We start from the raw sequence: 21171 nt of genomic DNA, 5'->3' as shown, positions 1-21171 counted from the left end.
TTATAAAAATGGCTAATGTGCCAATACAAGATAGCAGTATGGAGATCTTTTCGGGGCAGCACTTGAGTGTCTGCCTTTTTTATTGCTGTGATTGGGTCTTGGCGATTGCATTGATACAGAGTAAGGAAGTGGAGTGATGCGATCGGAGACTTTCTACCCATGACACTTGCGAGACTGTGAGTTAATCTAAGAAATATAGTGCGATCGTGTAACTGAATCGATCGGTCGCCAGCATCGGAGCAAGGAAAGATAATGCCAGCTAACCTTTCTAACATTGACACGGGATTAAATATTGATCCGCAACTTTCATTCATTTCTGATGCGGGACTTCTCGATCCCTTAGTTGCAAACGACACCTCTCAAAATGGTACAGCTTCTTCTTCCGATCCCCTTCCTCCTCCTCCTAATACGCGACCTCATCTGCGATCGCTCTCTTTTCCAACAATACAAATAGACTATCGAGAAAATGAAATTGTCAGTGTTAGCGGAGAAGCTACCGATCCCGATGGGTTTGCAGATTTAGCAGGGATTGATTTTAAAATTCGCTTGCAAAATGGTTCTTATCTCGATATTGCAGATGCTACAATTTTTCAACAGGTTGATAGTACGACAGGTTCTTTTAATTATGAATTAGATTTCAGCACTCTCAACTTAACACAGGGTCATTATTTGCGTTTATTTGCAACTGCTTACGATCGATCGGGATTAAATAGTCATACTTATGCCGAACTGAGTTTTCGGATTATTAATACTGCACCAGATTCTTTTGATTTTGTTCTTCAAGATCGTCATACTCAAAATCAAGATAATGCCCCAATTTCCGGTTCTTCTTTCTTACAAAGCGATACATTACATATAGACTATGGTCGTGTCACAGAATATGACGGGATTAATGACCTCGAAAAAATAGATTTTGTGGTTTACAATCATCTGGATGGAACCACGATTGATGTCGCCGATGTGACGCAATTTGAAGTCGATCCGCTTTTACCTTATGGTAGTAATTTAACGTTTAATTATGCGCTGAATTTAAGCAGTCTAGGACTCTCTCCTCAACCTCAATATCATTTGGAATTGCAAGCAATTGCTTATGATAAAGCAGGAAATAGTTCAGACATGCGATCGCAATATTTCGAGATTGTTAATCTAACTCCCGATATTGTTGATTTTAGAATTCAAGATCGTCATATTAAAAATCAGGATAACACCCCAATTCCCGGTTCTTTTTTCTTACAAAGCGACACATTACATATAGAATACGGTAACGTTATAGAATATGACGGGATTAATGACCTCGAAAAAATAGATTTTGTGGTTTACAATCATCTGGATGGAACCACGATTGATGTCGCCGATGTGACGCAATTTGAAGTCGATCCGCTTTTACCTTATGGTAGTAATTTAACGTTTAATTATGCGCTGAATTTAAGCAGTCTAGGACTCTCTCCTCAACCTCAATATCATTTGGAATTGCAAGCAATTGCTTATGATAAAGCAGGAAATAGTTCAGACATGCGATCGCAATATTTCGAGATTGTTAATCTAACTCCCGATATTGTTGATTTTAGAATTCAAGATCGTCATATTAAAAATCAGGATAACACCCCAATTCCCGGTTCTTTTTTCTTACAAAGCGACACATTACATATAGAATACGGTAACGTTATAGAATATGACGGGATTAATGACCTCGAAAAAATAGATTTTGTGGTTTACAATCATCTGGATGGAACCACGATTGATGTCGCCGATGTGACGCAATTTGAAGTCGATCCGCTTTTACCTTATGGTAGTAATTTAACGTTTAATTATGCGCTGAATTTAAGCAGTCTAGGACTCTCTCCTCAACCTCAATATCATTTGGAATTGCAAGCAATTGCTTATGATAAAGCAGGAAATAGTTCAGACATGCGATCGCAATATTTCGAGATTGTTAATCTAACTCCCGATATTGTTGATTTTAGAATTCAAGATCGTCATATTAAAAATCAGGATAACACCCCAATTCCCGGTTCTTTTTTCTTACAAAGCGACACATTACATATAGAATACGGTAACGTTATAGAATATGACGGGATTAATGACCTCGAAAAAATAGATTTTGTGGTTTACAATCATCTGGATGGAACCACGATTGATGTCGCCGATGTGACGCAATTTGAAGTCGATCCGCTTTTACCTTATGGTAGTAATTTAACGTTTAATTATGCGCTGAATTTAAGCAGTCTAGGACTCTCTCCTCAACCTCAATATCATTTGGAATTGCAAGGAATTGCTTATGATAAAGCAGGAAATAGTTCAGACATGCGATCGCAATTCTTTGAAATTGTTAATTTAGCTCCAATTAACTTAGGTTTTGCTTTATCTAAATCCGAATATTCTTCTAGCGAAACTTTAACGCTTGATTTCGGACATTTAGAAGAATATAACGGGATAACCGATCTCGATCGCATTGATTTCCAACTCCGACAAGAAAACGGCACAATGATTGATGTTAATGATGTCACCAATTTCTTTGTCGATCCCACCCATGCTTCTAGTTTTTCCTTCAACTACAACTTAGATTTAGAAGCATTCAATTTAACTGCTGGAAATTATACCCTTGAAGCGATCGCCCACGATAAAGCCGGAAATGAAAGCAATCCTTACCAACAAAACTTTACTCTCGTCGTCCCCCAAGGAAATTCCCCAGAATCTTTGCGTTTTTCTCTTGACAAAACGACTTATTTACCCAATGAATCTCTCAATATTACTAATGGTTGGGTAGAAGATAAAGATGGCGCGATCGATATTACGCGCATTGAACTTAAACTCTTAACAGAAACAGGAGGCGCGATCGCAGACTTGGGCAGTATCTCCAATTTAACCCCCGCCACTTGGGATGTAAATTGGGCGAGCTTTACGCAAAGTTTAAATTTGAGCAATTACAATTTAAGCGACGGGACTTATTCGATCGCCGCGATCGCTTACGACAGCAGCAACAATGCGAGTAATACCTTTGAACGCGCTTTCCAAGTTGCTCCCCTCAATACTGCCCCCAGTAACTTAACATTTAGCCTCAACAAGAATAGTTACACCGTGGGAGAAACTCTCAATCTTCGCAATGGTTGGATTGCCGATCTCGATGGTATCGAAGATGTGAGCAAAATTGAATTTCATCTCCGCAAAGCCAATGGCAGCATCATTGAAATGGCCGATGCCGTAGGTATTAATGCCGCCTCTTGGAGTCCGAAATGGGGCAGCTTTAACCATAGTATTGTCTTAGACGGCCTCGAAAGTGATACCTATACCCTTGTAGGAGTTGCCCGCGATCGCACTGGCTCTACCAGCAATACCTTCGAGCGTGCTTTCACTTTAACCGCACCCGTCACCAATACCGCCCCAACTAATCTACGCTTTAGCTTAGATCTCACGAGCTACAGCAAGACCGATACCCTTACCCTCAATAATGGCTGGGTCGCCGATCTCGACGGGAGAGATGACCTCTCTCGCATTGACTTAGAAATTATTGATGTGAATGGGAGCATCACCCCTCTGAATGAGATTACCAACTTTATTCAACCCACATGGGATTGGACGCGACAATGGCTGGGATTCAATTACAGCTTTAGTTTGGGTAGTTTGAGATTGGGATCTGGATCCTACCGTCTGCGATCGCGTGCTTACGATCGCGCCGGAAATACCAGCAATAGTTTTGAGAGAGCGTTTCTCATTGTTTGAGGCAAAATTTAGTAACTTAACGTAACAATGTGAATTCTCTATTGAGAGAATAATGTTTTCTGTAAAGAGTTGATAAAGTTCCCTGAAAAGTATAGACAAAATTCAGCCAATTGGCTTAGATGTATTAAGTAGGCAATCTAAAGCATTCTTAAGTTAAAGAAATATAACCTCTGTCAAGAGTAGGACAAAAGCATTTGCTCGAATATTGCCAGAACAAAAGATTAAAAGACTACAACATCGAGGAAGAGGAAAGCAATGAAAGCTAAATTTTTGACAAGTCTTGTTGCCACAACTGCTGCGATCGCGACTGCCTTCATCGGAGGTGCAGCCGAGGCAAGTAATCTCAAATCCAGCGACCCTGCTTTTTACGATTTTCTGGTTGATAACTACTTGTTAGCTACACCTGAGCGTCAAGCATTACCTAATTATGAGTCGTTTATGCTTACCGGTGACATTGTCGCGCTTGAAGATAATGTAGAAGTATTCTTAGTGGATGTCGATCCTTATGCACAAGCGAGAGCATTATTTGACAACACCTTAACTTATACGATTAATGATGGTGCAACACAGGATTTGTTTGGGGGAGACCGCGTTGATGATTATCCAGTTAAAACCACTGGTGTGCGAGAAGTTGACTTGGGTGAAGGCGACATCCTCGGTAATGACTTAGGAGATATCTTAGATTTTAAACTGGTCAGTAAGCCCATCCCTAACAAGACTAATATCTTTGGTGCTGGTCTCTCAAATCCCGATGATACACAGCACATTGTTGCTTACGAACTCCAACATGGTGGATATAACTGGGTGTATCTCGGTTGGGAAGATACTTTCAAAGGAGACGATTTCGATTTTAATGATGCGGCGATCGTTATCAAAAATGCTAAGATTGACGTTCCTGAACCCGGGGTTACCTTAGCTTTATTGGGTGCAGTAGCCGGGGCAATGGGTCTGCGCCGTCGCAAAGATGCAGCCTAGTTCACAATAGAATTGAAAACATTTGCAGGGGGTGTCGATATCGACACCCCCTTTGTTGTTGCGATCGAGGCTGAAAACCTCCCCGAACCTGTAAACTGTAAAATGATTCCTTCCTACAAGATTACTCCGCATGGCATCGATCCGCGAACTGCACAAACAATTAATCCGTAAAGAACGCTCTGCCGTCGAGATTGCGACTGAGGCATTAGATCGAATTCAAAATCTCGAACCCCAACTTCACAGTTTTCTGCACGTGATGAGCGATCGCGCTCTAGAACAAGCAAAAGCCGTCGATGATAAAATTGCAGCCGGGGAAGCGATCGGTTTATTAGCAGGAATTCCCATTGGTATTAAAGATAATATGTGCGTGCGCGGGATTCCCACCACCTGCGCGTCGCGAATTCTAGAAAATTTTGTCCCCCCTTACGAGTCCACCGTCACCCAAAAACTGCAAGATGCCGGGGCAATTTTAGTCGGGAAAACCAACCTCGATGAGTTTGCGATGGGGAGTTCCACGGAAAATTCCGGCTATGGCAGAACCTGTAACCCTTGGGATATCGATCGCGTTCCGGGAGGATCTTCCGGAGGATCGGCGGCAGCCGTAGCCGCAGGAGAATGCACCGTAGCCTTAGGGTCCGATACAGGAGGCTCCATTCGCCAACCCGCTTCGTTATGCGGTGTCGTGGGGATGAAACCCACCTACGGACTGGTTTCTCGCTTTGGTTTGGTTGCTTATGCGTCATCTTTGGATCAGATCGGTCCTTTTGGTCGCTGTGTCGAGGATGCAGCAATTTTATTGGGAGCGATCGCGGGACACGATGCCAAAGATTCCACCAGTTTAAAAGTAGATATTCCCAATTATGCCCAACTATTGCGCCCGAATTTTCGCCCGAGAACTCGTTTGAGAATTGGCGTAATTAAAGAAACTTTTGGCAGTGGTTTAGATTCCGTGGTCGAAAGTCGCGTGAAAACCGCGATCGAACAATTGCAAGTTTTAGGGGCAGAAATTCAGGTCATTTCTTGTCCTCGATTTGAATACGGTTTGCCCGCTTATTACATTATTGCGCCTTCAGAAGCCTCTGCTAACCTCGCGCGTTACGATGCAGTAAAATACGGCATTCGCGCCGAAGATGCCGAGAATCTCCTCGATATGTATAAAAAGACCCGCGCTAAAGGATTTGGTACGGAAGTAAAACGCCGCATCATGTTAGGAACCTATGCTCTTTCTGCAGGCTATTACGATGCTTATTATCTCAAAGCACAAAAGGTTCGCACGCTGATTAAACAAGATTTTGATTCGGCTTTTGAAAAAGTTGATATTTTAGTTTGTCCAACTTCTCCCACGACCGCTTTTAAAGCAGGAGAAAAAACAGACGATCCTTTAAGCATGTATTTGTCCGATCTCATGACCATTCCCGTTAACTTAGCAGGATTACCCGCTTTAAGCATTCCTTGCGGCTTTGACGAACAAGGTTTACCTGTAGGAATGCAGTTAATTGGTAAAGTCTTGCGAGAAGATTTGTTATTACAAGTTGCCTATGCTTACGAACAATCAACAGATTGGCATTTAAACAAACCGCCTTTGAAAATCGAGAAAAAAACGCAAAACAAAAAGAAAAAATAGAGTTATCATCCTCTATTTTGTTTGTCTTGGTTTCACAAGTAAAATAGTGTGATCACCACTCATGTTGCAGTTGTTTTGTTTTAGATCATCTAAATCACTCTAATAGTCTTATGGAAATCACAGGAATGATTGAAGGTATTCAATATCAGGTAATGACTACACAAAAAATAAGAACATTAGAGTTTAATAGTTTTAATATTAATAATGCACCATCAAGCTGTATTATTCGAGATGATGTAAACGAAATTGCAATAAGTAAGTGGGTATCTCCTAAAAGAACTCGTTCTTATCCATATGCCAGAGTTTACGATACGATTAAAAAAAATAAAAGAGCAACTGTAATTCCTGTTATTAAAGATGAAGGTATTGATGGAGATCGTGATTTTCTTCAATGGGATACGATTTCCTTAATGAGTTTGTTAGAAGTTCCTATTATTTTTTCTTATTATGATAGTGCAACGAAAAATATGAGTTATAAAAATAAAGTAACAAATTTAAAATTTAACCAAGAGTCTGTAAATACAAAAATACGCGAATTGTCCAATTATCAAAGTTCAGCATTACATTGGAATTTAAAAGAAATTCGTGAAACATTTTCTCAAGTGGTTGACTACCAAATACAAGGGTATACCAAGATAAATGCAGAAACAGGAGTTGAATTTCATTCAGATGCTGGACTTAAACGGTTTCAGCGAGATTTGACGAATAACTTAGAAAATTTCATGAAATCTTCTAGGGAAAGAGCAAAACAGGCACAATCAAGTGAAATTGCAACAGTTCATATTGGAGAACGATTAGATTCTTTAACAAAATCACCAATTACAATCAGCAATTATTTAGGAGGAAAATATTTTTTTACTGTTGACGAAGTTTCTTTAGAAGATAAAACACTCAAATTAATAGAATCAAAACATACAAAATCCAGTTTAATTCCTTCAAAGGGAGATATTAAAGATGGATTATTAAAAATGATTCTTTATAGCAATTTAAGTTCTGTTTCTATGTATAGAACAAGAAGAAGTTAAAGCAAAACCTATTTTGAAATTAACTTCTCCATATATAAAAGAAATAATAAATTCAAATCATCTAGATCGACTAGATGATTGGCTGAAAATTCATGAAGCAAAGAAATCAATTAAAATATTTGTTACTGAATTATTTAACGAAGCAAAAGTCAATGAGTTTTTGGTAGAATTAAAGTCTCAAGATTAGTTAGTTTATAAAAATTATGCAGAAATTGATAAAAAGTCCTCTACGCTATCCGGGAGGCAAATCTAAAGCAATACAAAAAATTGTTCAGTATATGCCGCCTTCTTTTTCCGAATATAGAGAACCTTTTATTGGAGGAGGTTCTGTCTTTATTTACTTGAAACAAAAATTCCCAAAATCAAAATTTTGGATTAACGATTTAAATACAGAATTATATTATTTCTGGCAAACGCTAAAATTCGATCCAGAAATACTAATAGAAGAATCAAATTTTGTGAAAGATATTTATATAGATGGAAAAGCTCTATTTCAAGAGTTAGCAACAATTAATACAGAAGATTTAACAAGTGATGAAAGAGCCATTCGATTCTTTATCTTAAATCGAATTAGTTTTTCTGGGACAATTGAATCAGGTGGATTTTCTAAAGAATCCTTTCAGGATCGCTTTACTTATTCATCGATAGAAAGATTAAAACCTTTACAAGCAATTTTAAGGAGTACGAAAGTTACAAATTTAGACTATAGCGAAGTGCTAAAAGAACCCGGTAAAAATGTCTTTGTTTTTTTAGATCCTCCCTATTTAAAGGCAACAAATTCGAGACTTTATGGAAAACGAGGAAACTTGCATACCTCTTTCGATCATCAACGGTTTGCAAATTTGTTAAAAGACTGTCCTCACCAATGGCTCATTACCTACGATGACTCCCCAGAAATTCGCGAAAACTTTAAATTTGCCCATATCTATGAATGGGAGCTACAATATGGGATGAATAACTACAAACAGAAAACTGCGGGGAAAGGTCGAGAGTTGATGATCGCGAACTATGAAGTAAAAAGAGATAATACTGAACCCATGCAGTTAAGTTTGAACTTGAAAATGTGACACTTTTTCGATTGTCCTTGTTTTGATCGGGTCTAATTATCCAATGTTGCTTAATTTTTTATTTCCTGTTGCTGGCGTTGGCGTTATTTACGTTTTCATTTGTCTTGCCTTATTGAAATGGCAAAATCGTTTTATCTTTTTGCCATCTTCACAACTCAAAAAAACACCTCGCGATTTCGATTTAAACTATGAAGAAGTTTGGCTTACCGTGCGAAAAGATAATAGCAAGATATCTGGCGATCGGGTAAGCAAACGAGAAAAAGAGTTCACAGACAACCAAGGGAAAATACATGGGTGGTGGATTCCTAAATCTGTCGATAATCAGGAAAACTGCGATCGAAGAACAGTCTTGTTTTTTCATGGTAATTCCTTTAATATTGGTGCAAATTTAAAACAAGCTGAAGTATTTCATCGTTTGGGGTTATCTGTTTTTATTGTTGACTATCGAGGTTATGGCAATAGTAAAGGTCAATTTCCCACTGAATCTCAAGTGTATGAAGATGCAGAGATTGCTTTAGACTATTTAGCCAAACATAAAAATATTTCCTCGCAGGAAGTAATTGTCTATGGACATTCACTCGGAGGTGCGATCGCGATCGAACTGGCGACTAAAAATCCCAATCTTGCTGCCTTAATTATTCAAGGATCTTTTACTTCGATGCGAGATATGATCGATTACGATAAGATTTTTACGATCTTTCCCGTTGACTGGTTATTGACGCATTATTTTGATTCTATGAATAAAATTGCTGCTTTACAAATGCCAATTTTATTCATTCATGGCGATCGCGATCGCCGCGTTCCAGAATGGATGAGTCATACCCTCTACAAAACTGCTAAAACACCCCTTAAAGACCTTTATATCGTTGCAGAAGGCGATCACGACCATATGGTAGAGATTGGAGGAGAAGCCTATTATTGTAAACTTGAAGAATTTCTGCAAAAAATGCGAGGACAAGCAACAGAAGAATTATCCATTACAAACAACCAATAACTAATCAAAAATCATGTTTGTCGGTTTACATATTCATAGCGATTATAGTCTTCTTGATGGCGCATCTCAATTACCTGCCTTAATCGATCGCGCTGTAGAATTGAAAATGCCCGCGATCGCATTAACAGATCATGGGGTCATGTACGGTGCAATTCAACTCTTAAAAACTTGCCGAAGTAAAGGTATTAAACCTATTATTGGCAATGAAATGTATGTCATTAATGGCGATATTACCTCTAAAAAAAGAAACAAGCGCTATCATCAAGTTGTCCTTGCTAAAAATACGCAAGGCTATAAAAATCTGACCAAACTGACCACTATTTCCCATCTAGAAGGAATGCCAAAGAAAGGACTTTTTGATCGTCCTTGCATCAACAAAGAAATTCTAGAACAATATCATGAAGATTTAATTGTGACCAGTGCCTGTTTAGGTGGAGAAGTTCCTCAGTGTATTCTCAAAAACGAATTAAAAAAAGCCCGAGAAGTTGCTCAATGGTATAAAAATTTATTTGGGGATGATTACTATTTAGAAATTCAAGATCACGGTTCGGCAGAAGATCGAATTGTTAATATCGAAATTGTTAAAATTGCCCGCGAATTAAATATTAAAATTATTGCGACGAATGACTCTCATTTTATTTCCTGTAATGATGTCGAGGCACACGATGCTTTATTGTGCATTCAAACACAGAAACTTATTGAAGAAGATAAACGCTTGCGTTATAGCGGTACCGAATATCTCAAATCAGCAGAAGAGATGAGATTATTGTTTCGCGATCACCTCTCTGATGAAATTATTGAAGAAGCGATCGCGAATACGCTTGAAGTTGCTGAAAAAGTGCAACCTTATAAAATTTTAGGCGAACCTCGCATTCCCGACTATCCCATTCCCTCCGGTCATACTGCTGATACTTACCTCGAACAAGTCACATGGGACGGCCTCTTAGATCGCCTCAAATGTCGTTCTCGTGCTGAAGTTAATACCACCTACAAAGATCGATTGGAACGAGAACTCAAAATGATGCAAAAAATGGGTTTTTCGACTTATTTTTTAGTGGTATGGGACTATATCAAATTTGCACGGGATAATCATATTCCTGTCGGTCCCGGACGCGGTTCTGCAGCGGGTTCTTTAGTTGCTTATTCTCTAAAAATTACCAATATTGACCCAGTACGTCACGGACTTTTATTCGAGCGTTTCTTGAATCCCGAACGAAAATCAATGCCCGATATTGATACGGATTTTTGTATTGATAAACGAGAAAAAGTGATTGAATATGTCACCGAAAAATACGGTAAAAATAACGTTGCTCAAATCATTACATTTAACCGCATGACCTCAAAAGCGGTATTGCGAGATGTAGCAAGAGTATTAGATATCCCGCTTTCCGATGCCGATCGCATGGCCAAATTAATTCCCGTTTCTCGAGGCAAACCCACTAAATTAAAAGTGATGGTTTCTAGTGATACCCCTTGTAATGAATTTAAGGCAAAATACGAAAGCGATCCCCAAGTTAAACGCTGGATCGATATGGCTATGCGAATTGAAGGAACCAACAAAACTTTTGGCGTTCATGCCGCAGGGGTTGTCATTTCTTCTCAACCTTTAGACGAAGCAATTCCCTTACAGCGTAATAATGAAGGCTCGACTATCGTTCAATATTCAATGGAAGATGTAGAATCAATGGGACTCTTAAAAATGGACTTTTTAGGACTCAAAAATCTGACGATTCTACAAAAAGCCGCCGATTTAGTTAAAGAAAATCAACAAGTCGATCTGGATTTAGATCAGTTGCCCTTAGATGAAAGACGAGCATTAGAAATAAAAGAGAAAGGAAAGTTAAATAAATTACCGGGCGATATCGATACGACTTATAAATTATTTAAAGCAGGGAACTTAGAAGGAATATTTCAGTTAGAATCTGATGGAATGCGCCAAATTGTTAAAGATTTAAAACCCTCAGAATTAGAAGATATTTCTTCAATTCTTGCCCTTTATCGTCCGGGACCGTTAGATGCAGGCTTGATTCCTATGTACATCGAGCGCAAACATGGTCGTGAAGATGTGAAATACGATCATCCTATCCTGCAACCCATCCTGAAAGAAACTTATGGGATTATGGTTTATCAGGAACAAATTATGAAAATTGCTCAAGATTTAGCAGGATACTCATTAGGAGAAGCAGATTTACTGAGAAGGGCAATGGGGAAAAAGAAAACCTCAGAAATGAAGAAACATCGCACTAAATTTATTGATGGGGCAACTAAAAATGGTGTTAAACAAAATGTTGCCAATCATCTTTTCGATCAGATGGTTAAGTTTGCCGAATATTGCCTCAGTTACGATACGCAAATTTTAACGGTAGAGTATGGTGCAATGCAGATTGGAAAAATTGTTGAAGAACAAATAAAATGTAATGTGTATAGCTGCGATCGCAATGGTTTTATCTACACTCAACCGATTCTTCAATGGCACGATCGCGGACAGCAAGAGGTGTTTGAATACGAATTAGAAGATGGATCTACGATCCGTGCAACAAAAGATCATAAATTTATGACGGAAGACGGAAAAATGCTTCCCATTGATATAATTTTCGAGAAAGGACTCGAATTAAAACAAGAAAACTTATCTTCTCCATTCGTTCAAAAACCGATTTTGAGTCGAGTTTGAAAATTTATTGAGCGATCGCGCACCGAAAACTCTATGATAAAGAAAGCGATTTAAAACAACACAAACAGGCATGGGAACGACAATTTGGGAACTCGATTTTTACTCGCGTCCGGTTTTTGATGAAAATAAGAAAAAACTCTGGGAAGTGCTGATCTGCGAAAGTCCTCTCGATATGACGCGATCGCCAAATTCCTTGTTTAAGTTCTCAAAATTTACTAACAATAAAAGCGTGAATTCAATTTGGTTGCGAGAAGCGATCGAAGAAGCGATTGCAAAAGCACCTCACTCTCCCAATCGCATTCGCTTTTTTCGTCGTGCCATGAATAACATGATCCTGAAAGCCTGTGAAGATGCAGATATTCCCGCTATTCCCAGTCGCCGCACTTATGCGCTCAATCAATGGATTGCCGATCGCTTAGCCAATTTTTATCCCATTCAAGAAGGATACGATGAAGAATCTGCTAAAGCAGCCTCGATAAAGTATCCCCTTTTAAATGCTGTCCCGCTTCCCGATGCCGTCAAAGGCGATCGCACGGATCGCTGGGCATTTGTGTCTTTAGAAGCGGAAGCCTTTACAGAAATGAAAGATTGGGATATTGGCTTTAGCGAAGCATTTCCTCTAGAAATGATGGAAGTGACCTCAGAAATGAAAATACCGGGTTTAATTATCTTTTCTCCTCGTGCGACTCCTTTAGCAGCTTGGATGTCGGGGCTAGAATTAGGCTTTTTACAGCTTGAAACAGGACAATTTCCGCGCTTGCGTTTGGAAACAGGAGCTAGCGATAGTTGGATTTTAGCCGATATTAAAGATGAAAAAACCTTAGCAGAAGCAAAAGGGTTTGAATCCGCCAAGCAAAAAGCAAATAATGTTCATTTTCTGGCAATTCAATCGAATCCCGAATCAGAATCATTTACAGGATTTTGGCTCTTAAAAGAAGACTAAGCCAATGCAATATTTTCTGACCTTACTTTAATTCTTTTAAATCAATGGCAGCATCTTCAACGAAAGGCTTTCGTGGTGCATTTCTTGACTTTATAGACGATCCTTTTTATGCCTCCGAACCAGAAAGCGTCCGTTACTTTCCCGATGGCTTATTGGTAACAGAGAATGGCATCATTCAAGAATTGGGAAATCATGCAGATATTGGCTCGCGATATCCTAATCTTCCTGTCACTCATTATCGCGATCGCTTAATTCTTCCCGGTTTTATCGACACTCACGTTCACTTCCCACAAACAGAAATGATTTCTGCTTATGGGGAACAATTGTTAGAATGGTTAAATAAATATACTTTTCCGACAGAACGAAAATTCAAAGAAAAAGCTTATGCTCAGAAAATTGCTGATTTCTTCTTAGATGAATTACTAAAAAATGGTACGACAACGGCTTTAGTTTTTACCACAATCTTTCCCGAATCTGTTGACGCATTTTTTGAAGCGGCACGCGATCGCAATCTGAGAATGATTGCCGGAAAAGTCATGATGGATCGCAATGCCCCAGCATATCTCAAAGATACGGCGAAATCGTCCTACGAAGAAACAAAAAAACTAATTCAAAAATGGCATAAACATGAGCGTTTACTCTATGCTATCACCCCTCGTTTTGCTGCAACTTCCACAGAAGAACAATTACAGCTTGCAGGCAAATTACTAGAAGAATTTCCCGATGTTTATCTTCACACACATCTTTCGGAAAATGTCAAGGAAGTTGAATGGATCGAAGAATTATTTCCTCATTGTCAGAATTATTTAGATGTCTACGATCGCGCTGGTTTAGTTGGCGATCGCTCGATTTTTGCCCACGGGGTACAACTATCTCCAGAAGAGTTTAAACGCTTATCGGAGGCGAATTCTGCAATTTCTTTTTGTCCGACTTCTAATCTATTCCTCGGTAGTGGACTCTTTAAACTTCAGCAAGCAAAGTCTCGAGAAACTCCTATTAAAGTTGGGCTAGGGACAGATGTGGGTGCGGGAACAAGTTTTTCGCTTCTGCAAACCGCCAATGAAGGTTATAAAATTTCTCAATTACAAGGACAAAAATTATCTTCTTTTCAAGCACTATTTTTAGCCACCTTAGGAGGAGCAAAATCTCTCAATTTAGAAAATAGAATCGGCAATTTTGACACTGGAAAAGAAGCCGATTTTATTGTGGCAAACTTACAAGCAACTCCTTTAATGGCTTTACGAAATGCAGGGAAGTTTCCTCAGACTTTAGAAGAAATCGGCGATCGCGCTTTTTCCTTGATCATGTTGGGAGGCGATCGGGCTATTGTAGAGACTTATATTTTGGGCGATCGGTTTGTTAGGAAAAATTCTGATTGAAATTAATGCGATCGTGCAATAAATTCAACTTCTGAAAATTAGAAAGCATGGTCTTGTTAACTAAGCATACTAATCAATAACAACAAATAACAAACAACCAATGACCAATAACCAATAACTAAATCAACATTTGATTGATTTGTGTTAAAAGCTCCGGCATCAGTTGAGCATCATCGACAATTGTTTTAGTCGCCAAGCGATCTAATAATTCATCTAACTCCCGATTGCCCGTACTTGCGAGAGAATCGTGTTCGAGAACTAAAATCGGCGGGCGATCGCTCAGATCGGCTAATTTTTTCAATCCATCCAACCAACATTCTAAATCGCCAATCTCTCCCAAATTGACAATTAATAGATCGACACTGTAATGGCGAATTTGACTGTACACTTCAGCCCAAGATTTGGCGAGCAAACTTCGCAATCCTGCTGTTTGCAAATATTGTGTTAAAGCATGAGCAAAATCAATCCCTGCATGAGGTTGAGTCTCTAGTATTTCTTCTAAATATTTGCTGGACTGACATCGTTCATTTCCCGCTTCAATAATGAGAATATTCGCTTGATGACTGACTCCTGCAGCAACTTGAATGACCTGCAACAATGCGACGATACTTTGCTCGGTAATCGGAATTAAACAAGGAAAAACCGATAATCCCGTAATTTTATTGGCAGATTCGGTAATGGCAGCATCTAAAGAAACTAAAGGCAAGCGAGCCAGAGGTTCGATCTCGCCGATCTCCTGCAAATATCCATCAGAATCCTCGATGTTGCAACCATTCAGTAACAAAACATCGGGTTTCCAAACCTTCGCTAAAATTTCTGCTTGCTCGAGATCGTTCGCTTCCAAAATCCGATAGTTTAAGGTTAAAACGCGATCGCGAAAAATTTGTGTTGTGGAATTGCCCGCTATTCCTCCCCATTCTGCAACAGATGCCGAATTGTCGTCCTCTAGAAAAGGCCCGGCGTGTAAGTGTAAAATTGTGAGATTTTTCCGCGTTGGCGGAGATTCAGTTTTCAATTGCGATAAACTGTCTTGTAAGTCTTTAGGGTGGACGGGTAAACTGAGGAAACCATCCGCTTCATTTTGTTGTGCCTGACGTTTTTCCGCTCGCGTAGCGGTGATAATGACGGGAATATTCTTGGTTTTTTCATCAGCCTTGAGTAAAGTCAGCACATCCCAACCCGACAGTAACGGCAAAAGAGGATTGAGAAAAATCGCCCGAGGTTGAATTTGCCGCGTTTGTTCGAGGGCTTCGGTTCCAGAGCGAGCAACGATCGCTCGATAGCCCAACTTTTGCAATTGTCCGGTTAACCGTTCGATATATTGGGGAACTGCTTCTACGATCAAAATGAGGCGATTGGGTTCTGGGGTCGATTTTTCCCGCTCGCGTCGCGCTTCCTGTTCGGGTGGGGCAGGTGGCAAAAGTAAGGTAAATTTACTGCCCCGCCCTACCTTGGATGTAAAGGAAATATCTCCACCGTGAGCGCGAGCGAGGCGTTGAGTGAGTACCAATCCCAACCCCGTTCCTTCAAATTGACGTGTGAGGGGACTTTCTAACTGCTGAAATTTTTGAAAGATGAGATGTTGGGCGGATTCAGGAATTCCGATCCCTGTATCCCAGACTGTAAAATCGATCCATCCTTGCCAGCGATCGATTTGCAAGCCAATTTTTCCGCCACTGGGGGTAAATTTGAGGGCATTTTCCAATAGGTGAACGAGCATTTGGCGCAAGCGCAGTTCGTCAGCTACGATCGCCTCTAATTCCGGCGCGATCGTCAGAGAAAATTCAATGTGAGGAACGATGGGCGAGTCTTTCCCTCGAGCGGCAAACAATTGTTGTCGGGCCTGTTGATAAGCACGTTCGCAGACTTCTTTTAATTTTACGGGTTCGGGATTGAGTTTTAACTGTCCCGTTTCAATGCGCGTCAAGTCGAGAATATCATTAACAACGCTCATCAGTTGCTGCCCGCTTTGATAAATTAATTGAGCGTAGCGAGACTGACGCTTGTTGAGATCTCCAAGCTTGTTATCTTTAAGCAAACTAGATAAACCCAATACTGCTGTGAGTGGAGTTTTTAATTCGTGAGAGATGCAGGCTAAAAACTCATCTTTGAGGCGATTGAGTTGGACGAGATCGGCATTTTTTGCCGTGAGTTCCTTGCACAGTTGTCGCTGTTCAGTCACATCCGTGGCGAGAACGAGCCAGAGAGAAGTGAGAGGGTTGGGATTTAAGGTTTGAGGGTTGGAAATTCTCCTCACTTTTAAAGGAAGCTTGACAAATTGCCAGACACGATTGGCTCTTTTTGCATTTGTGAGGGAATCCTCCCGATCGCCTTCAAAATTGGGATCGCTATCTTCTTCCTCGTCCTTGCGTTCTGCAATAAAATTACACCAGCGATCGAGAACGATCTCTTGATTTAAGCCGAGTTTCAAGTTTTGAGGAAAGGTTTGCCGCAAAATTTCTCGAGGCTCTCCATCCTCATTTTGAGAAAGTTGCTCTAATTCTTTGGGGGTAAGATCGCTTACTCCTACCATGCCCGCACCGATTTGTTTCTGCCAAGTCGAGTTTTGTTGAATGACTTGCCCTCGTTCTCCTTGCAACATTAACGGGATGGGCAATTGTTCTAATAGATTGAGGAGAGATTCTAGGGTTTGGGAGTCGAGGGTCGAGGGTTCGGGCAACACGGCGTTTAAAAGTTGCCAAACATCCAGAATTCCTTGAAACTTCCCTGCTTCATCCACGAGAGCGCAATATTGTCGGTCTCCTCCCAATCCTTCTTCTTGAAGGTGCGATCGCGCTTCCTCAATGTGCAAGGAAGCCGGGAGAACGGTAATCGGTTCGAGGAGAGCCGGAAAATGCTTCTGTCCCGAATTGTTGATTTTCTTTTCTTCGGGAAGGATGAGAGGGAGAAGAGACTGTCGCCACTGTTCCCATGAGGTGGGTTGAGGAGAACTTGCCACCATGCTCGTAGCTTCTACTTTTCTGGTTTTAAGAAAAATGTCTCCCTTGGCCGGAAGATAGCCTTCTTGAACAAGACTTTCATGGGCGAGCAGACAAGATAAGCGAATGACTCCGAGGGGATAGTCTCGATCCCCGAGAACAATAACAATCTCAGTTTTGTTGTCTTTAAAGATTTGCCTGAGCGCGTTCAAGCTAGCGGTCTGCTCGCAAACCGGCACGGAACGAATAAATTGTTGCAAGGTGCGAGATAAACTGGGCATGGGTTGCAACGTCGCGAAGGGGGCGCGAGCGGTGTTGAGGGCGGGAAATGGGTAAAACTTGGGGATTTCGCGTTCTCGATCCCAGAAGGAGTCCCAATTGTATTATTGCTTCCCCAGCCGGCTTTTCTGGCAGAAGAACACAATTAATTACATTTCTTAGTCTGACTCAATAACGTTTGCGATCGCCAAAATTGCAGAAAATTTTCACCATTTTAAATCTTTTCATCATTTTAACGAAGTTTTATATTATTTTAAGATTAGGTCTACAACAGTAAAAGAACCGAGTATCTTTCTTGATTCGGTTTTCCTTGGAGTTCGCGTAGCATCTCCGATGAGTTATACGATTCGCTAGGATCGCATCGTCATGTCGGGCAATTGCTCTTGAACTAAAGCGTCCCTCTAATGGGAGTTTCACCTTTCTTGTGAGGTTATCGCGTCTTCTTGATTCTAACGTAAAGCCGTCTGTAAAGGGCGGGGTTTCGGACTCAATTTTTCTGATGACAAGCGAGACATCTCCTCTTTCTCTACCTTCAAATCCTCAATTGTTTATTTGTGTTTACGCGAAAACTCGGGGTTTGTGTCAATCCTTGGAGAATTTATTAAGCAGCGATCGCTACTTCTACGAACAATGTGACACCCAAGACGATTTTCTCGCTTTGGTCGAACGCGATAAGGAGCGTATTGATTGTTTGATCCTACAAAATATTGCCTCCGAGTTAGCCGTACTCGATCGCCTCTACGATCGCGGGATTTTGCTCCCTATTGTTATTATCGAGCCGACCAACTCGCAAAACACAAACTCAACGGTCGATCCGTCTCCCCAAATATTTCGCCATACTGCTCCAGAAGCCGCTAGTTATTTCTATCATACGGGAGAAGTTTTGTTATTGGGAACGCATCTCGACCAAGTTCCCACCGCCATCGATCGCGCGATCGCCAACTTTCTCAAACTCGCCCCCACGAGCAATCTCTCCGCCTCATCCAATCTTTCTGAACCCACTAGCGAACAAGGCAAGCAAAATTTTCTCCTCTTGCAGCAACGCCGTCTGGCAGAAAAGCTCAAAGAACGCCTCGGTTACTTGGGAATTTATTATAAGCGCAACTCCCAAGACTTTTTGCGAAACTTGTCACCTCAAAACAAAAAAGTCTTATTACAGGAACTCAAAGGAGACTATCGCGAGATATTCTTAAATTACTTTATTCCCAACTATCCTCTCAACCCTCTTTTGGATCAATTTGTCAATCGTGCCTTTTTTGCCGATCTCTCTGTTTCCCAAATTTTAGAAATTCATATGGAACTCATAGACGAATTTGCTCAACAATTAAAACTCGAGGGGCGCAGCGAAGAAATTTTACTAGATTATCGCCTCGTCTTGATTGACATTATCGCCCATCTATGCGAAATGTATCGGCGATCGATTCCGCGAGAGGATATTCCCTTTGAAGTCTTTGCAACAAGGGAATAAAATCTCAATGTACGTTACACTGCTAATTTATTCTCTCTCGATCTCTCGTTCTTCATCGATCTGCCCATGAGTCCCTCGAAAAAAACCTATGTTCTCAAGCTCTATGTTGCAGGAAATACCCCGAACTCTGCTAGAGCGTTAAAAACCCTAAAAACAATTCTCGAACAAGATTTTCAAGGTGTTTATGCCTTGAAAGTTATTGATGTTCTTAAAAATCCGCAACTTGCTGAAGAAGATAAAATTTTAGCTACCCCAACATTATCTAAAGTTTTACCTCCTCCCGTGCGTAAAATTATTGGAGATTTATCCGATCGCGAAAAAGTTCTCATTGGTTTAGATCTTCTCTATGAGGAAATCTCAGAAGCCTAAAAACAGTTCAATGCAAAAATCTTTTGTCAATCTTTTCTTTTTTATACATCTTTAAAGCTGCATTTAGTAAATTTATTTTTGGAAAAATTAGGTAATGAATCAAACAAATTCTAACGAAAACCCCAATACTCAGACTGTTTTGCAAGGTGTCCGCAAAATTCGGACCATGATCGAAGGCTTTGACGAAATCAGTCACGGTGGGATGCCTGTAGGTAGAACGACATTGGCAAGCGGAACATCTGGAACGGGTAAAACTTTACTGGCAACTCAGTTTCTCTACAACGGGATCAAGCAATTTGGAGAAGCAGGAATTTTTGTAACATTTGAAGAGTCACCGCAAGATATTATTACGAATGCTTGTAGTTTTGGCTGGGAGTTACAAGAACTCGTCGATCGCGGCAAACTTTTCATCCTTGATGCCTCTCCCGATCCTGAAGGTCAAGAAGTGGTAGGAAATTTCGATCTTTCAGCATTAATCGAACGCATCCATTATGCGATAAAAAAATACAAAGCAAAACGGGTTTCCATTGATTCGGTCACGGCAGTTTTTCAACAGTATGAAGGTGCCTCGGTCGTGCGACGAGAAATTTTTCGCCTCGTAGCGCGGCTCAAACAAATTGGCGTTACCTCAATTATGACAACGGAACGAATCGATGAATACGGTCCGGTAGCGCGTTTTGGGGTGGAAGAATTTGTCTCTGATAATGTCATTATTTTACGCAATGTCATTGAAGGAGAACGGCGAAGGCGTACCATGGAAATTTTAAAATTACGGGGTACGACTCACATGAAAGGAGAATATCCTTTTACAATTACCAATAATGGCATTAATATTTTCCCCTTGGGAGCAATGCGATTAACACAACGCTCTTCTAATGTTCGGATTTCTTCAGGGGTGAAAACATTGGATGAGATGTGTGGTGGAGGCTTCTTTAAAGATTCAATTATTTTAGCAACAGGGGCGACAGGAACGGGGAAAACATTATTGGTGAGTAAATTTTTACAAGAAGGATGCCGACAGGGAGAACGTGCCATCTTATTTGCTTATGAAGAGTCCCGCGCGCAGTTATCCCGTAATGCGAATTCTTGGGGAGTTAATTTTGAAGAAATGGAGCAAAAAGGGTTACTAAAATTGCTCTGTACTTATCCCGAATCGGCAGGTTTAGAAGATCATTTACAGATGATTAAATCAGAAATTGAAGAGTTTAAACCCGCCCGCATTGCGATCGATTCGCTTTCGGCTATGGCACGAGGTGTGACGAATAATGCGTTTCGACAGTTTGTAATTGGGGTAACGGGATACGCCAAACAGGAAGAAATTACGGGATTTTTCACCAATACAACGGATCAATTTATGGGATCGAATTCGATTACCGAGTCTCATATTTCCACGATTACCGATACGATCATCATGTTACAATATGTAGAAATTCGTGGAGAAATGTCGCGGGCAATCAATGTTTTTAAAATGCGCGGTTCTTGGCATGATAAGGGCATTCGCGAATACACGATCAGTTCGGAAGGTCCCGATATTAAGGACTCTTTTCGTAATTATGAGGGAATTATTAGTGGTTCTCCGACGCGTATTAGCGTTGATGAGAAAACTGAACTTTCTCGTATTATTCGCGGGGTACAAGGAAAAACTTCTGATGATTCATAAATTTGGGTCTACCGAACTTAGTATGTAAAACTAAGTTGAGAAAAGGGCATCCAACCCA

15 protein-coding genes are annotated in these 21171 nt (G+C 40.4%); 14 read left to right on the top strand and 1 reads right to left on the bottom strand.

Features of this window, described 5'->3' with window-relative positions:
- Positions 1 to 252: 252 nt before the first annotated feature.
- The 10 genes from AC6RV6_RS24795 (at position 253) to guaD (ending at position 14398) form a co-directional block, all read left to right on the top strand.
- A complete protein-coding gene (locus AC6RV6_RS24795; protein ID WP_500243563.1) occupies positions 253 to 3720 on the top strand; it encodes a hypothetical protein in 3468 nt (1155 codons plus the stop codon).
- Between the two features lie 255 nt (positions 3721 to 3975).
- The gene (locus AC6RV6_RS24790; RefSeq protein WP_500243562.1) at positions 3976 to 4695 is read left to right on the top strand and encodes a PEP-CTERM sorting domain-containing protein; all 720 of its coding nucleotides are present in this window, start codon (positions 3976 to 3978) and stop codon (positions 4693 to 4695) included.
- 130 nt (positions 4696 to 4825) lie between these two features.
- On the top strand, positions 4826 to 6319 hold the full coding sequence (gatA, locus tag AC6RV6_RS24785) for an Asp-tRNA(Asn)/Glu-tRNA(Gln) amidotransferase subunit GatA (protein WP_500243561.1): 1494 nt from the start codon (positions 4826 to 4828) through the stop codon (positions 6317 to 6319).
- 110 nt (positions 6320 to 6429) lie between these two features.
- Positions 6430 to 7344, top strand: coding sequence for a hypothetical protein (locus tag AC6RV6_RS24780; RefSeq protein WP_500243560.1), 915 nt, complete (start codon positions 6430 to 6432; stop codon positions 7342 to 7344).
- A gap of 13 nt (positions 7345 to 7357) precedes the next feature.
- Positions 7358 to 7531 carry a hypothetical protein gene (locus tag AC6RV6_RS24775; RefSeq protein ID WP_500243559.1) on the top strand — a complete coding sequence of 58 codons (174 nt, stop codon included), beginning with the start codon at positions 7358 to 7360 and terminating at the stop codon, positions 7529 to 7531.
- Between the two features lie 25 nt (positions 7532 to 7556).
- The gene (locus tag AC6RV6_RS24770; RefSeq protein WP_500243595.1) at positions 7557 to 8411 is read left to right on the top strand and encodes a DNA adenine methylase; all 855 of its coding nucleotides are present in this window, start codon (positions 7557 to 7559) and stop codon (positions 8409 to 8411) included.
- A 43-nt stretch (positions 8412 to 8454) separates the two neighbouring features.
- Positions 8455 to 9405: an alpha/beta hydrolase gene (locus AC6RV6_RS24765; RefSeq protein WP_500243558.1), complete on the top strand. Its 951-nt coding sequence runs from the start codon at positions 8455 to 8457 to the stop codon at positions 9403 to 9405.
- A 10-nt stretch (positions 9406 to 9415) separates the two neighbouring features.
- A complete protein-coding gene (locus AC6RV6_RS24760; protein ID WP_500243594.1) occupies positions 9416 to 12076 on the top strand; it encodes a DNA polymerase III subunit alpha in 2661 nt (886 codons plus the stop codon).
- Between the two features lie 70 nt (positions 12077 to 12146).
- A complete protein-coding gene (locus AC6RV6_RS24755; RefSeq protein ID WP_500243557.1) occupies positions 12147 to 13019 on the top strand; it encodes a Tab2/Atab2 family RNA-binding protein in 873 nt (290 codons plus the stop codon).
- 44 nt (positions 13020 to 13063) lie between these two features.
- Positions 13064 to 14398, top strand: a complete 1335-nt coding sequence (gene guaD, locus AC6RV6_RS24750) for a guanine deaminase (RefSeq protein ID WP_500243556.1) — start codon at positions 13064 to 13066, stop codon at positions 14396 to 14398.
- A 118-nt stretch (positions 14399 to 14516) separates the two neighbouring features.
- Here guaD and AC6RV6_RS24745 read toward each other — a convergent pair whose 3' ends face one another.
- Entirely contained in the window at positions 14517 to 17618 is a 3102-nt protein-coding gene (locus AC6RV6_RS24745; protein ID WP_500243555.1) for an ATP-binding response regulator, read from the bottom strand.
- 47 nt (positions 17619 to 17665) lie between these two features.
- On the opposite strand from AC6RV6_RS24745, the gene AC6RV6_RS24740 reads away from it, so the two are divergent.
- The 4 genes from AC6RV6_RS24740 (at position 17666) to kaiC (ending at position 21113) form a co-directional block, all read left to right on the top strand.
- The gene (locus AC6RV6_RS24740; RefSeq protein ID WP_500243554.1) at positions 17666 to 17791 is read left to right on the top strand and encodes a hypothetical protein; all 126 of its coding nucleotides are present in this window, start codon (positions 17666 to 17668) and stop codon (positions 17789 to 17791) included.
- Positions 17792 to 18115: 324 nt separating this feature from the next.
- Positions 18116 to 19084, top strand: coding sequence for a circadian clock protein KaiA (locus AC6RV6_RS24735; protein ID WP_500243553.1), 969 nt, complete (start codon positions 18116 to 18118; stop codon positions 19082 to 19084).
- Positions 19085 to 19150: 66 nt separating this feature from the next.
- Positions 19151 to 19453, top strand: coding sequence for a circadian clock protein KaiB (gene kaiB, locus AC6RV6_RS24730; protein WP_204103544.1), 303 nt, complete (start codon positions 19151 to 19153; stop codon positions 19451 to 19453).
- Between the two features lie 94 nt (positions 19454 to 19547).
- Complete coding sequence (gene kaiC, locus AC6RV6_RS24725) at positions 19548 to 21113, top strand: circadian clock protein KaiC (RefSeq protein WP_500243552.1); 1566 nt, start codon at positions 19548 to 19550, stop codon at positions 21111 to 21113.
- Positions 21114 to 21171 lie beyond the last annotated feature (58 nt).

The organism is Spirulina sp. LEGE 11439 (assembly GCF_059821285.1).
The sequence above is the reverse complement of the archived record's forward strand: the minus strand, read 5'-3'. Positions and strand labels throughout refer to the sequence as shown.

Coding starts and splice junctions, on each gene's coding strand:
- AC6RV6_RS24795 (WP_500243563.1), top strand. CDS start 253: ATGCCAGCTAACCTTTCTAACATTGACACGGGATTAAATATTGATCCG.
- AC6RV6_RS24790 (WP_500243562.1), top strand. CDS start 3,976: ATGAAAGCTAAATTTTTGACAAGTCTTGTTGCCACAACTGCTGCGATC.
- gatA (WP_500243561.1), top strand. CDS start 4,826: ATGGCATCGATCCGCGAACTGCACAAACAATTAATCCGTAAAGAACGC.
- AC6RV6_RS24780 (WP_500243560.1), top strand. CDS start 6,430: ATGGAAATCACAGGAATGATTGAAGGTATTCAATATCAGGTAATGACT.
- AC6RV6_RS24765 (WP_500243558.1), top strand. CDS start 8,455: ATGTTGCTTAATTTTTTATTTCCTGTTGCTGGCGTTGGCGTTATTTAC.
- AC6RV6_RS24755 (WP_500243557.1), top strand. CDS start 12,147: ATGGGAACGACAATTTGGGAACTCGATTTTTACTCGCGTCCGGTTTTT.
- guaD (WP_500243556.1), top strand. CDS start 13,064: ATGGCAGCATCTTCAACGAAAGGCTTTCGTGGTGCATTTCTTGACTTT.
- AC6RV6_RS24745 (WP_500243555.1), bottom strand. CDS start 17,618: ATGCCCAGTTTATCTCGCACCTTGCAACAATTTATTCGTTCCGTGCCG.
- AC6RV6_RS24740 (WP_500243554.1), top strand. CDS start 17,666: ATGGGTAAAACTTGGGGATTTCGCGTTCTCGATCCCAGAAGGAGTCCC.
- AC6RV6_RS24735 (WP_500243553.1), top strand. CDS start 18,116: ATGACAAGCGAGACATCTCCTCTTTCTCTACCTTCAAATCCTCAATTG.
- kaiB (WP_204103544.1), top strand. CDS start 19,151: ATGAGTCCCTCGAAAAAAACCTATGTTCTCAAGCTCTATGTTGCAGGA.
- kaiC (WP_500243552.1), top strand. CDS start 19,548: ATGAATCAAACAAATTCTAACGAAAACCCCAATACTCAGACTGTTTTG.